An 11,385-nucleotide genomic window follows, 5' to 3' on the forward strand; every position below is an offset into this window, starting at 1 on the left:
AGCCCTCTAAATCACCATAGGTTGGTGATTTAGAGGACTTTGTCTACAGTCTGAAGTTAGACTAAAGTGTCTAACTTTTTTTATAGGAGAGACTATTTTTTCTTAGCATTCAAGTCAATCGACCCAACTAAATAGGAGCGGCAATCAGGATTATTTGATAGCTTCATAATTTCATTATGCGCAAAGGATTGATTAAAATCGTACAGAAAGTCATTGTTTTTAGTTTTGTAGATATTCAATCCATAAAGTAATAAGAAGGGGTTGGGTTGTAAACTTTCCCCCTTAATCATCATTGTAAATAAAGTTAAATGAATAAATAGGTAGGCTAATACAGAAGGCCATGTGAATGACTGAATCATATAGACCGTCGTCACATTGGAAATCAAAAAAGAGACGGGTTGACCATTGATATCGGTGATTTTATCTTTGGTAAAGTCTTCTATATGATATTGGTCTTGCTGAATATAGGCTTTACGGGCGTATTGCTTTTTCAAATGGGCATAGAGCCATCTACTTAAAAGACCTAAAACGAAGAGGACCACGAGGACAATCAATATAACATGAAAATGATTGAGCTTGTATTGATCAAAGTTACTATAGAGTATTTTTAACGTGAACAAAATAATTGATAGGGACATGGAGCTGATATAATAGATAATTTGATAAAGTCTTGGTAAGTCTTTTAACATACTATTCCTTTCTTTTGCCAAAGTAACGTACATAGTTAGTAAACCATAATATTTAATAAAATAAGAATGATATGCTTCAATCAAAACAATTACTGTTTAATTTTTAAATGTGTAATCGTTTTTAATCTTTTTTCAATTATTTGCTATAATAAGAGAAAATTGACGACGGAGGGTAGTTATGCGTATTGTTCAGATAGTCCTAGCAGAGGATGAAGCGATTCAACGAAAAAACATGACACGAATGATTGAAGCAGCGTGTCAAACACTCCATATCAAGCCGATTATTACTTGTTATGAATCCGCCGAGGCTTTTTTATTTCATTTAGAAGACCATCAAGAATGGCAAATCGCTTTTCTCGATATTGAAATGGCTGAAATCAATGGCATGGAATTAGCCCATCAATTAAAAGAAAAGGCCCCTTATTTAAAGATTATTTTTGCTACGGCTTATGCGGAATATGCTGTGGAAGGCTACCAAGTAGATGCGCTAGATTTTTTGTTAAAGCCGATTAATACAACAGCAATAGAGCGGGCACTTTCTAAATATCTGCTGATTCAACCGAAATCTGAACGTTTTCTGGTTGTTGAAGACCTGATAGGAAAGCGATATGTCTTGGAACTTGATGATTTGATCCTGGTTGAGGTTAATAAACGTGAGTTGCGGTTAGTTTTATTAGACCAAGAGCTTTTTATAACAGGGGCCTTAGCTCGTTTTAAAGAGGACTTAGACCAACGGTTTGTAGCACCACATCGTTCTTATTTAATTAATTTGAATCATGTTGAGAGTATTGGGAAAGAAGAAGTCATTCTTTCTTCTGGTGCAAAGGTTCCTCTCTCGCGTCGCTCAGTTAAGACAATTCAAAAGGCTTTTATCGAACATTATAAAGGAAGTGCCTTTTATGGTTAAAGCGTTAGTAAGCTTAGTGCTTTTTGTTTTATTGCTGAGTCTGTGGTATATCTACCGTTTAAGATTGGATTTGCGTTTTCATCAAATTCAGCAAAAGGAATTGGATGACTATGCACTGGAAGTCGAGTCAATCTACCGGCAGATGCGGGGTATCCGGCATGATTACCGCAATCATCTTCAAGTCATTCAAGCCTATTTAACCAGTCAAGACTATCAAGCCTTGGATCAGTATCTGCAAGAACTAACGAATGAAATGAATCAAGTGGATACGATTATTCGGACCGGAAACACCTTAATTGATGCCTTGGTTAATACCAAGTTGACTCGGGCTCAAGCAAAGGGAGTCGACGTTCATGCCAACGCAATCGCCCCTAAAAATCTAAGTATTCATTCGACGGATTTAGCCGTTATTTTAGGGAATTTATTAAACAACGCACTTGAAGCAACCATTCATGCAAAGGATAAGCAGCCGGCCTTTATCCGTTTATACATTGCCCCCTTAAAAAACACTTTTTATATCAGCGTTCAAAACTCCATGGCTCAAAGACCCAGACAGAACTTCTTATCTTTAAAAGCGCCCAACCGTCAAGGCTTCGGGTTAAAACGGATTGATGCGGCAGTCAATAAAAATCAAGGCATTGTTAATAGACAGTGGGAAGAAGGGGTTTTTGCGACAGAAGTTACCTTACCTTTGCAAAATGACCACTCATGTCAAAATTAGAACCATTGATGCACTTTCTGTTTTGAAGGTGCATTTTCCTTCTATAATATTGTCAAGAAAAGGAGAGGTGATTGCAATGAGAGACCGCACCCATACTTTAAAATTTTTAGTCACTCGTTTGTGGCAATTTGATCAATGTTTTTTCTTTTATTATTTCCTCGATATTGTATTAAGAATTATGACCCCCCTTTATCAACTATTTGTATCGGTCCATCTTATTTCTATATTAATGAAAGAAAGTGACCTCTTATCCTTTTCAAAGCAAGTGTTAGGAGTCATCGGTGGATTAATTGTTTTGGAAGCTTTAAAAACATTTGTATTGACTACCATAGAAAAGCATAGAGTATCATTTCACATACATATGTTTAATGATGTTTTTGCAGAAAGAGCAAGATTGGATTATCCTCTGTTAGTCGGGTCAGATGCCGCTAAACTCTTTGATAATGCGTCACGGTGTTTAGACCATAGTGAGGAAGCATTGGGTGGTATCATTGCGAACTCTGCTGAAGTGATGATTGCCTTGCTATCCGTTTTAATCTACATCAATGTTTTAGCTCAACTGTCTAGTATCTTTCTCTTGTTACTGGTCGTGATGATCAGTGGCTTATTGGTAATCAAGCATTTCCAAAATAAATTATTAAAGGCTAATCGTCCCCTTCATGTCAAGAATAATACGAAGTTTAGCTATTTGAATCATACGATGGGAGATCAGCGAGTGGCTAAAGATGTTCGACTCTATTCCATGAGCGCTTGGTTTAAGGACATTTTCGATCAACTTTGGGCAGACTATGAAAGGATTGTGCGCCCTGAGAATAAATGGAAACGGATTGAAGGGCTCTATGTAATGGGCATGCTAGTGATCATGATGGGCCTTGCATATCATCAAAGTGTGCAAGAGATTCGAGCAGGCCAAATGGAGCCGTCAAACTTTTTGATTTATGCGAGCTTGGTAACCATGATGGCAAGCAGTTTAACCAACTTTATTAATGCGAGCGCCACCTTTTTCTTACAAAATGAAAAGTTAATGGCTCTGTATTATTATTTTAACCAGAGACCCGTCTTGAACCACCAGCCGCACGAAGCAATACCACAAGAAATTAAAACAATCGAGTTTCGTAATGTGACCTACACTTATCCGAATGCGAACCGACCGATTATTAACAACTTCAATTTAAAGATTCATGCTAATGAAAAGCTAGCTATCGTGGGTGAAAATGGAGCAGGCAAAACCACTTTAATTAAATTAATGCTAGGACTTTTAAAACCCGATCATGGTGAAGTATTAATCAATGGCATTGATCGAAGTAAATTTGCTATTGAAGATTATTACCGCCTGTTTGCGCCTGTTTTTCAAGATAATTACCTTTTTACGTTTACGATCAAAGACACTATTCTTCAAGGATATGAGGAAGATGCGCTTCGTTACCACCAAGTGCTCAATCAAAGTGGTATGGCTAAAGTGGTGGCCAGTTTGCCTCAGGGCGATCAAACTGCCATTGTTCGTGAAGTAAATAGTGAAGGCATGCAGTTATCCGGTGGGCAATTACAAAAATTAAAGTTAGCGCAAGCTTTATACAAAAAGGCTCCAATATTAGTGCTTGATGAACCGACAGCGGCTCTTGACCCGATTAGTGAGAGTGAAGTCTATCAGAATTATTTAGCCTTTTCGAAAGGGAAGATCGCCCTGTTTATATCCCACCGTCTAGCCTCGACCCATTTTTGTGAGCGAATTATATATTTACATAAGGGGCAAGTAGCAGAAGAGGGAAGTCACAAAGACTTAATGCAAGAAAAGGGCGCTTATTATCATATGTTTGAAACGCAAGCTTATTATTATCGGGAGAAGATCACAGAGCCTGAGAGTGAAGAACTTAGTGAGCAAGGAGGACTAATCTAATGACCAAGCGTCAATTATTTCTAAGAACATTTAAAGATATCTGGCAGTACGGTAAGCAAGGGCTTCTTTATAAGTTAGTAATCAGTATTTTTTCTAGTGCCATTCCTTTCTTAAATTTCATCTACATTGCTCAAATCCTAACTCATTTAGCAGCCAAAGATTTCGACCACGTCTATCAGCTAATTGCTCAATACCTCGTGCTCTTTTTAATTTTAAATACGCTGGTCCATTGGTTAAAACCAATGGTCGACAAAAAACATCAAGCCATACTGCGTAAAATAACGGCTTTACCTAACGAAAAATTACTGGTCATGAATTTCCACTATGCGGATGAGGCGACGATTAAGGAAAAAATCCACCAAATAAACCGTGATCAAATTCAAAATGCTTCCAGTTTCAAAGTTATTTATCATAACACTTACTTATTAGTGGAAGCTCTCGTTCAAATTGTTTTTGCCCTTATTCTTTTAACGCCTTTGTGGCAATTGGATAAAGGGTATCCTTTCAATTGGTTTCATCCTTATAGTTTAAATGGTATACTCATTGTTCTTATTATAGTAGTCATCACGCTTCAGACAATTTGGTCTCAAAAAACCATGCAAGGAGTAGACGAGTTATCCGGTTGGTTACTTAAGACGAATAATGCCTTTAATTATTTGGCTCATAACCTGAGTGAAGTAGAAGCTGGGAAAGAAGTGAGACTGTATCATTTACAAGATAAAATTAAACAGCATACGCAAAGGTATTTGGATGAATATAAGGTGTTTGAGAGAGTGTACTATGGAGGCTTTGGTAAAGTTCGCTTAATCAACAATGTGGGTTCACAACTTGTCACCGGAGCCATTTATTTATTAATTGGGGTACGTGTTATTTCTGGGAATTTATCGGTAGGCTTGGTTGTTCAAATGATTGGAGGGATCAACCAATTGATGGTGTCTTTGATTGAAGCCATGGCGTTTTTAAACATTTTTGCCCAAACAGCTCCCATGCAAAGGTACTATGAATTAATGGATTTACCTGATGAAGAAGCCAAAGGTTCTCTTCCGATTGAAAAAAGACTGGATAATGATTACCAATTGACTGTAAAGAACCTTTCTTTCACTTTCCCAGGTGCTGATCAAGCAACCTTACAGGGTATTACTGAAACGTTTGAAGTGGGCAAACACTATGCGATTGTTGGAGAGAATGGATCCGGTAAGACGACATTCATAAAAGTGTTGATGCGACTTTATGAACCTACTCAAGGAAAAGTTCTATTGAATAAAATTGATGCCGATAAATACGCTTTAAAAGAATTTTACCAATTATTCTCCGTGGTTTTTCAAGATTTCCGGTTGTTAGGACTTTCTATGGCAGAAAATATTGCAGTTCGACCAGATTATGATCGCCATCAAGTAAATAATGCGCTTAGAGAACTAGGTCTGAACGATTTTGTAGAAACGCTTGATAGAGGAATTGAAACATATTTAGGCACGGAGTATGATCCTGAGGGGGTCCATGTTTCTGGTGGGCAGGCTCAAAAAATTGCCATGGCCCGTGCCATATATAAAGATGCGCCAGTTTTTATTCTAGACGAGCCGACGGCAGCCTTAGATCCGGTGGCTGAATTTGAAATTTACCAAAATTTTTCCCAAATTGTAAGGGATAAAACAGCCTTCTATATATCCCACCGTTTGTCTTCTTGCCGCTTTTGTGATGAAGTTCTCGTTTTTGATCGAGGACGAATTGTTCAAAGAGGTAGTCATGAAAACTTGGTTCACCAAGAAGGTAAATACAAGGAGTTGTGGCAAGCACAAGCACAGTATTATCAGTAAACAGTCACAGACATCTCTTGTTTTTGAGATGTCTGTAGTTGTATAGTTTTCGTTTTAAATAGTTGCCTTAAGTAACTCTTGTTCAGAATGATGGAAGGAAAATGCGTTGAAAAGTTTAGGCCCTGCACCCATCCAAACAGGATAGGAAGCACTATTAGCTGAAAATCGTTCATTGCTCAGAGCGAAGTTGATTTTTATTGGCCTGTTAAAGGTAAATTTATTTTTAATATCTAGTCGCTTAAATTTTTAATATAAAGAGAGTTTTAAGCAATATCATCATTTTAGTATTATAATATAATAACGTAAAACTTTTGATGCTGATTAAGATTCACTATGTAATTATAGGATAAGAAGTGATAATGTGAAAAAATTGTTCAACCACTGATAAAAAAGTGGCCGGTTTTAGCCACACTATTAATGAGTGTAATAATAAGTGGATTTACGGTTAATGCTCAAAATAAATAGCCATCCAACCAAGAAACCTATTCTATTATAACTGCTTCTGATTATGCACCTTTTGAATTTACCGATGATGAAGGTAATCTTAAAGGAATTGACATTGAAATTCTCGAAGCCATAGCTGAAGAAGCCGGCTTCAAGATTGATTATAAAATTATGCCTTCTTCTGGCCTGCAAGCCTTAGAAAGTAATCAAGCAGATGGGATGATTGCTGCTATGGGTATAACTATGAAAGAAAAGAGACCTTTGATTTCTCAGACCTTTATTTTGAAGTAGGCTCGATGTTTACAGTGAAAGAAGATTCGAAGATGGTGGGCGATATTTTGGAAGTTATGCCAAATTTAGCAAATGATGGGATGACCATGGTGGTAACCCACGAGATAGGCTTTGCCCGCGAAGTGTCAGACCGAGTGATCTTCGAGGAAGAAGGCTATGTAATTGAAGATGCCGATACCAATCTAATTTTTAAACATCCTGCCGAAGCCAGAACCAAAAGTTCTTGGATAAGGTGTTATAATCAATTGCGACTCAGTCTAATTATAGGCTGAGTTTTTAATTGTATCTAACTAGTATATTAAGACGTGTACCTTCTTGAAAATAATATTGTTTAGGAAGATTTAAATATGCAACCCTTAGACCAACTCCACAAAACTATTGCAGACCCAATGAATCAAGCGTATAGTAAAAAAGGTGTTCTGTCACCTTATAAATAATGTAAGAGGAAAGATTAGTCATTGTGAAGCAAGCCCCAAGCAAAAACCAGAGGTCTGTCCCCTCTTTTGGAATGATCCCAGTATGTCTGGTCCAAGCCTTTGTTGCTGCGGCAGCAGAAACGGCTATTTTAGAACTTTTAATTGCTTATGGGGTGGAAGAAGTTATAAGTGCGGGCTGCTGTGGGACTTTAGAAGAGATAGCAGAAAATACTTTTTTAACTCCTTTTAAAGCCTTGCGAGACGAAGGGACTTCCTATCATTATCAAGAAGCTACTCGTTTTGTTGAAATGAATCGTCATGCTTTAAAAGCGATTGAACAGGCCCTATCCTACCACCAAATGTATTAATAACTTTGAAGACAGACGGACTCTACCGTAAAAGGAAGGACATGGTGGCTCATCGCAAGGAAGAAGGGTGAGCTGTAGTTGAGAAGATGATTCCTTTGATGATGCTCTCATTCTTTGATGAGATGCTGTGATGAATCTTTGATGAAAGATACTTTCGCCTTTTTAAGACTTACTTTAGCTTGTGATATAATTAAACGAAATAGAGGAGGAATAATATGCAGGTAAAGATTACAAGAAATGCTTATTTTATGGGGGGATTAATGCCCCTAACTGTCTATCAGGATGGCAAGTCAATTGGGAAAATACATACGAATGAGACAATCACTCTTGAGGTAGTAGAAGGTTCAACTATAGTTGTTAAGCAATTAGGGATGAGAAGCAATCCCCTAGAGGTCAAATCGGGTGATTATATAGAGATTTCAGGTAAACCCTGGTTAGGTCTTCTTCAAGTTGTTCTTCTAATTAGTTTTCTTTTTTTATCATATATTTCAGACAATACTTTTAAAATAATTAGTTATTTTATACTACCGATTCTCTATTTTTCCTCCGTATTTTTAATTGAAAATTTTAAGCTGGAGAAAAAGAAATAAAATCATCCTGTAATTTAGGAACTATTTTGCTATTCCATTTATAGATAATGAGAATCTAATGGCATCAATTATGCAGCTGATCGATGATTTATAGGCGAAAAAACAGGCTAATTGAATCATTATCTTGAGCTGTGTTTCAATCCTATTAAGCATAATGCTGATAAAAGTAACTCTAAGTATGAAGTTAAAAAGATCATTAAAAATAAGCGATTTCTAAGTGTCAAACTTCTGACAGCTCCAAGATGTCTTTTCTTATCCCGAGTCCAAATACTTTAGAAGTTTTGAGTAATAACTCCATTTATTTTAAGTCCCCCTTATAGAAAGGAGAAAAATAAGTGGATTTATATTTCTGAACGTTCGGAAATTCAACTTAAGAAACTTTAGATTAAAGTGAAACAAGTCCCAAATAGAGGACTATAATGAGCTTATTCTTAGCTTAGGAGGCAATTATGTCACAAAACAAATGGACACGCGCAGCGATCTTACAGGATATTAAGGAACAAAAGGTTCAATTCATTCGTTTAATGTTTACCGATATTATGGGGAAAATTAAAAACGTAGAAATTCCAGTCTCACAAATCGAAAAAGCTCTTGATAATAATATGACTTTTGATGGTTCCTCCATTGATGGTTTTGTTCGGATAGAAGAAAGTGATATGTATTTGGTACCGGATTATGATTCTTGGTTAGTTTATAATTGGAAAGAAGGAAGCGGTAATGTTGCTTCTTTAATTTGTGATGTGGAAACAGCCCATCGTCAGCCCTTCTCAGGTGATCCGAGAACTAACCTGAAAAGAGTGCTTACTAAAATGCAAAAACTAGGTTTTACTTCATTCAACTTGGGGCCAGAACCAGAATTTTATCTTTTTAAAAATGATGAGAATGGGAATCCCACCATGGAATTAAATGATAAGGGAGGCTATTTTGACTTAGCTCCGATTGATTCAGCAGAAAATACTCGTCGTGATATTGTTTTAGAGTTAGAAGACTTAGGGTTTGAGATTGAAGCCAGTCACCATGAATGCGGACCTGGCCAACACGAAATTGATTGGAAATATTCAGATGCTTTAACAGCTTGTGATAACATTCAAATTTTCAAATTAATTGTTCGCTCAGTAGCCCATCGTCATAATATGCACGCATCCTTTATGCCAAAACCGGTTTATGGTTTGGCAGGTTCAGGTATGCACTTTAATCTGTCTTTGTTTACAGAAGATGGTAATGCTTTTTATGACCCGGAAGGTAAAGAGGGGCTTTCGCAAACAGCTTATTATTTCATTGGTGGTTTAATGAAGTATGCATCAGCTTACACAGCTATTGTGAATCCAACTGTTAATTCATACAAGCGCTTAGTCAGTGGCTATGAAGCGCCTGTTTATATTGCCTGGTCTGGTCAAAACCGTTCACCATTAATTCGCATTCCAGCTGCGCGTGGTAATTCTACTCGTATCGAAGTTAGAAGTGTAGATCCTTCAGCTAATCCTTATTTAGCCTTAGCTTCACTATTAACAGCTGGACTAAAAGGGATTGAGGAGAAAATTACTCCTCCAGCAGAAGTACGTGAAAATATTTATGAAATGGATCAAGAAAAACGTATGCTTAAAGGGATCTATCAGCTCCCAGCTAGTTTAAAAGAGGCTGTGAATGCACTGAAGACCAGTCCAGAAATAATGGAAAGTTTAGGTGAACATATCGCCAGTAACTTTATTCGAGAAAAAACATTGGAATATGAGGATTATTTAAAAAATGTTTCCCAATGGGAACTGGATCGATATTTTGAGACCTATTAATAGAGGTAGAGAAAATAAGGACTTAGCATTCTTTATTGCTTAGTTCTTATTTTATTGTTAAAATCAATAAGTAATTAATAAGAGCGCATCCATTAAAATAGGAGGGCTTAAATGACATGGAAAATAAAACAATTTAATGACTTGAGCACTTACGAACTTTATCAAATATTGCAATTACGGTGCCAAGTATTTGTGGTTGAGCAAAAGTGTCCCTATTTAGACATTGATTATTTAGATATAGAGGCTGATCATTTATTCCTTGAAGAAAATGGGGAAATATTTGCCTATTGTCGATTATTAGCTCCTGGGGTGAGTTTTGAAGAAGCATCAATTGGTCGTGTTTTGGTGAAAGAAGATCAACGGAATCAAGGCTTATCTTATCAAATAATGACTAAAGCTATTGAATTTCTATTTAATCAAAAAAATTATCCTTCGATCAAGCTATCCGGTCAAACTTATTTGATCGATTTTTACAAGGGCTTAGGCTTTCAACCAACTAGTTCAGTTTATCTTGAGGATAATATTGAACACATTGATTTACTGTTAAATAAGAAACTTCATAATGGAGAGAAGGAATGAAAAAATGAAAAAAATGATATTAAGTTTAATTGCAACCGTTGTGCTATTGCCACTAGTCAATCCTATTGATGCTGAGGATGACCAAACAACAGTGGAAGTAACTAGCGAGTATGTATCAAAAAAAGATGATCAAGCAATTATTGAATTTTTACCACAGGCTTATCTTGAAGCTAAGATGGAAGTAAGTGATGAAATTGAAGCCTTTAAAGAAAAATACAGAAAGTTCCGTTTAACGGAAGTCTATCAGGACCTGCTGAAAGAAGACCCGGAAGTTGAGAATTTTACCGGTTATATGTCGGTTGCTTTAAATCAGCTAAACAGTATAGTGGATCAAACTTACCTAGTTTATTTGAGAAACTACCAAGAGCGATTGGCTAAAATCGAACAAGATTTTGAGTTGGGACAATTGCAATTAACAGAAGAAGTTGCCAAGTTTGTTTCGGATTATTCTTTAACAGAGCCTGAGAAAGTAAAAGCTAAAGAATATAGTCAAGAGGAATTATTAACTCATTGGAAAAATTATGCCTATTACCAGCAAACATTAGACTTGGATAAACAAATGGAAAGTTTGTATCAAAAACATTTTGATAATCTTGCTTCATTGCCTGAAGACCAGCAAACTTATGAGGCCAATCGTGATAAAATTCAAGATATGTATCAGGAATTCGTAGATCAATTAGAATTTGCTGACCAAATTAAAAAAAGTGATTTGACTAAGATCAGTGAGTCGCAGGAGACGCTTAGTGATTTATTAGAACAATTAAAAAACATATCGCTTGAGGATGCAATTAAAGAGCAAAAGCTTTTTGAATAAATAGATTTTTATGGGGCTGTATCATAAGTCCATTTTTGCTATAACCTTTAAAATAAGACCCGAGA

Annotated in this window: 12 protein-coding genes; 11 read left to right on the forward strand and 1 reads right to left on the reverse strand. The window is 36.4% G+C overall.

Annotation, left to right across the window (positions count from 1 at the left end; genetic code table 11):
• Positions 1–92: 92 nt before the first annotated feature.
• The gene (locus ACQV2S_RS08330; protein ID WP_428876443.1) at positions 93–689 is read right to left on the reverse strand and encodes a hypothetical protein; all 597 of its coding nucleotides are present in this window, start codon (positions 687–689) and stop codon (positions 93–95) included.
• Between the two features lie 178 nt (positions 690–867).
• Here ACQV2S_RS08330 and ACQV2S_RS08335 point away from each other — a divergent pair, with 178 nt between their 5' ends.
• The 11 genes from ACQV2S_RS08335 to ACQV2S_RS08385 all read left to right on the forward strand — a co-directional run bounded on the left by ACQV2S_RS08335 (position 868) and on the right by ACQV2S_RS08385 (position 11,320).
• Positions 868–1,596, forward strand: a complete 729-nt coding sequence (locus ACQV2S_RS08335; RefSeq protein ID WP_428885370.1) for a LytR/AlgR family response regulator transcription factor — start codon at positions 868–870, stop codon at positions 1,594–1,596.
• Positions 1,589–2,317 carry a sensor histidine kinase gene (locus ACQV2S_RS08340; RefSeq protein WP_428885372.1) on the forward strand — a complete coding sequence of 243 codons (729 nt, stop codon included), beginning with the start codon at positions 1,589–1,591 and terminating at the stop codon, positions 2,315–2,317. Before ACQV2S_RS08335 ends, ACQV2S_RS08340 begins: the two co-directional genes overlap by 8 nt.
• Positions 2,318–2,393: 76 nt before the next feature.
• The gene (locus tag ACQV2S_RS08345) at positions 2,394–4,214 is read left to right on the forward strand and encodes an ABC transporter ATP-binding protein (RefSeq protein WP_428885376.1); all 1,821 of its coding nucleotides are present in this window, start codon (positions 2,394–2,396) and stop codon (positions 4,212–4,214) included.
• Positions 4,214–6,028, forward strand: coding sequence for an ABC transporter ATP-binding protein (locus ACQV2S_RS08350; RefSeq protein WP_428875264.1), 1,815 nt, complete (start codon positions 4,214–4,216; stop codon positions 6,026–6,028). The genes ACQV2S_RS08345 and ACQV2S_RS08350 overlap by 1 nt, the downstream gene beginning before the upstream one ends.
• A 492-nt stretch (positions 6,029–6,520) precedes the next feature.
• Entirely contained in the window at positions 6,521–6,763 is a 243-nt protein-coding gene (locus ACQV2S_RS08355) for a transporter substrate-binding domain-containing protein (protein WP_428885378.1), read from the forward strand.
• A gap of 5 nt (positions 6,764–6,768) precedes the next feature.
• The gene (locus ACQV2S_RS08360) at positions 6,769–7,035 is read left to right on the forward strand and encodes a hypothetical protein (RefSeq protein ID WP_428885373.1); all 267 of its coding nucleotides are present in this window, start codon (positions 6,769–6,771) and stop codon (positions 7,033–7,035) included.
• A gap of 188 nt (positions 7,036–7,223) precedes the next feature.
• Entirely contained in the window at positions 7,224–7,547 is a 324-nt protein-coding gene (locus tag ACQV2S_RS08365; RefSeq protein WP_428885374.1) for a hypothetical protein, read from the forward strand.
• Positions 7,548–7,762: 215 nt separating this feature from the next.
• Positions 7,763–8,137, forward strand: a complete 375-nt coding sequence (locus tag ACQV2S_RS08370) for a hypothetical protein (RefSeq protein ID WP_428874115.1) — start codon at positions 7,763–7,765, stop codon at positions 8,135–8,137.
• 449 nt (positions 8,138–8,586) lie between these two features.
• Entirely contained in the window at positions 8,587–9,927 is a 1,341-nt protein-coding gene (gene glnA, locus ACQV2S_RS08375) for a type I glutamate--ammonia ligase (protein ID WP_428874116.1), read from the forward strand.
• Positions 9,928–10,038: 111 nt separating this feature from the next.
• Positions 10,039–10,506 (forward strand): GNAT family N-acetyltransferase, encoded by a 468-nt coding sequence (locus ACQV2S_RS08380; protein WP_428874117.1) that lies wholly within the window; start codon positions 10,039–10,041, stop codon positions 10,504–10,506.
• A gap of 4 nt (positions 10,507–10,510) precedes the next feature.
• Positions 10,511–11,320 carry a hypothetical protein gene (locus ACQV2S_RS08385; RefSeq protein WP_428874118.1) on the forward strand — a complete coding sequence of 270 codons (810 nt, stop codon included), beginning with the start codon at positions 10,511–10,513 and terminating at the stop codon, positions 11,318–11,320.
• The last annotated feature ends 65 nt before the right edge of the window (positions 11,321–11,385 follow it).

It is taken from the genome of Facklamia sp. P13064 (assembly GCF_050409425.1).
GTDB lineage: Bacteria > Bacillota > Bacilli > Lactobacillales > Aerococcaceae > Facklamia.

Excerpts from the sequence above, each read along its gene's own strand:
- ACQV2S_RS08350 (WP_428875264.1), top strand. The coding sequence starts at position 4,214 with ATGACCAAGCGTCAATTATTTCTAAGAACATTTAAAGATATCTGGCAG.
- ACQV2S_RS08385 (WP_428874118.1), top strand. The coding sequence starts at position 10,511 with ATGAAAAAAATGATATTAAGTTTAATTGCAACCGTTGTGCTATTGCCA.
- ACQV2S_RS08345 (WP_428885376.1), top strand. The coding sequence starts at position 2,394 with ATGAGAGACCGCACCCATACTTTAAAATTTTTAGTCACTCGTTTGTGG.
- ACQV2S_RS08380 (WP_428874117.1), top strand. The coding sequence starts at position 10,039 with ATGACATGGAAAATAAAACAATTTAATGACTTGAGCACTTACGAACTT.
- ACQV2S_RS08340 (WP_428885372.1), top strand. The coding sequence starts at position 1,589 with ATGGTTAAAGCGTTAGTAAGCTTAGTGCTTTTTGTTTTATTGCTGAGT.
- ACQV2S_RS08330 (WP_428876443.1), bottom strand. The coding sequence starts at position 689 with ATGTTAAAAGACTTACCAAGACTTTATCAAATTATCTATTATATCAGC.
- ACQV2S_RS08335 (WP_428885370.1), top strand. The coding sequence starts at position 868 with ATGCGTATTGTTCAGATAGTCCTAGCAGAGGATGAAGCGATTCAACGA.
- glnA (WP_428874116.1), top strand. The coding sequence starts at position 8,587 with ATGTCACAAAACAAATGGACACGCGCAGCGATCTTACAGGATATTAAG.
- ACQV2S_RS08370 (WP_428874115.1), top strand. The coding sequence starts at position 7,763 with ATGCAGGTAAAGATTACAAGAAATGCTTATTTTATGGGGGGATTAATG.
- ACQV2S_RS08360 (WP_428885373.1), top strand. The coding sequence starts at position 6,769 with ATGTTTACAGTGAAAGAAGATTCGAAGATGGTGGGCGATATTTTGGAA.